2 protein-coding genes and 1 pseudogene are annotated in these 1,590 nt (G+C 61.5%); all 3 read right to left on the reverse strand.

All coding sequences use genetic code 11. The annotated features are described in order from the left end of the window. Positions 1 to 341, reverse strand: a pseudogene (locus VAE54_RS08455) (hypothetical protein); the annotation flags it as partial. A gap of 27 nt (positions 342 to 368) precedes the next feature. Next, on the reverse strand, positions 369 to 650 hold the full coding sequence (locus VAE54_RS08460; protein ID WP_322801518.1) for a hypothetical protein: 282 nt from the start codon (positions 648 to 650) through the stop codon (positions 369 to 371). Between the two features lie 12 nt (positions 651 to 662). Next, on the reverse strand, positions 663 to 1,590 hold a 928-nt coding region (locus VAE54_RS08465), incomplete at its 5' end, for an RHS repeat-associated core domain-containing protein (RefSeq protein WP_322801519.1).

The raw sequence follows: 1,590 nt of genomic DNA on the forward strand, positions 1-1,590 counted from the left end.
CCCCCTCCCACCGCTGGCCGGTGAAGCGGCGGTCGGTGGGGAAGAGGCCGGTCTCCCACCGGATGGCGCCATAGGGGAGATAGCGCGTGGCCCCCACCACACTCCCGCCCTGCGCCAGCACGGTGACGCTCCCCATGTGATCCCCCCACCACCGCGTAGACGGCGCTTCCCTCTCGCACGGCCACCGCTTCGCCGCCCAGGCGGTAGACCTTCCGCCCCAGGCCGCCCCGCACTTCGTAGCCGTCGTCCACGGCTACGGTGCGGAGGCCCGCCACCTCCCGGACCCCCCGGTTTCCTTCGGCGTCGTAGCGGAGAGGAGCGGCCTGCCCGTGCCCGCTCACATTTCATTCTATAGGTTCGATGGTTTATTAATATCCATATTGAGAAATAATTTCATTGACAAAGTCCAGCAGCTTGCTCCCCAATGGACTTTCCGAGAAAGAATAACTATCTGTCACCACGCGGCCCAGGGCCCCTGCTCCCCGAACGATGGCTTCCAGATCTGGACTGTCGCTCTCAAGCTTGTGTTGAAGCATCTCCATGATTCTGATCACGTCTGGGAGAAGCCCATATGCGTCAGGGCGCTTCGCAGCCTCTCGAGCCTCTTGAAGAAGTTCGTTGATCCTCTTTTTTGTTGTTTCAATATCCATTCCTCAGTCCTCCTACTTGTTGTTGACGTCCAGTGGGCCGATTAAGATAGCTTTACTCGGATCTGGCAAGTAGATTTGCTCTCCACCTCCTACAGCATAGGGTCCGAAATATTCGATCTGAGGAGCGACCTTACCCCGGAGGATTGTGGTGCCTGCAGGGATCTTGAAAACCGAAATCTGCTCCGCAGTATTCCCAGGTGGCAATGCCAGGTAGCGTCGAGCGTTTCCAGGGCGAGTATAAGGCTTAGGCGAGAACCACGGAGAGCCCACTTCCTGCGCACCTCCTCCCCAGTGGCGATAGACGATCAAGTCTTCCTGGAGGGTGATGACCTGGGGAGTGCCCTGGAAGGCTCGGGCTACGGTCTCCCGGTATTTCGGGGGGACCAGCTCGAGCCATGCCGGGGGCGGACCTGCAGGATCTTCCCCCGCTTTCCCCGCTGCCATTGCCAGCCCCAACAGCCATAAGGGATCCAACCCCAGCCCCCTGGTGGATCCCTCCCCATTGGCTTCTTCCAGCTCCGTCCTCACCCGGGAAAGGGATGGGGCGATGGCCCATCCGGCTCCATTGGGGAGGTTCCCCAGGTAACGGGGGTTTCCGGAGAGCAGGGCATTGGCGAGGGCCACTTCCACCCAATTGACGAAGACCGAGCCGCCCTGGACGATGTGCAGGGTGCCTTCGGGGGTGAAGCGAACACAGAGCCCGCTGGCCTGCTCCTCCAGCAGGGCGCAATGCCCGCTGGGATCGGTGTAGCGCAAGGGATTGTTGTAAACATAGGCATACCGATTAAGCGCTTGTGGGTTCCCCGGCTCGGGCACGATGGGATCGGGTTGCAGGAAGCGGCCCAGGGCGGGGTCGTAGAAGCGGGCTTGGTCATCGTAGAGCCTGAGGGACGTCTCCCACCGCTGGCCGGTGAAGCGGCGGTCGGTGGGGAAGAGGCCG

This window comes from Thermoflexus sp., assembly GCF_034432235.1.
GTDB lineage: Bacteria > Chloroflexota > Anaerolineae > Thermoflexales > Thermoflexaceae > Thermoflexus.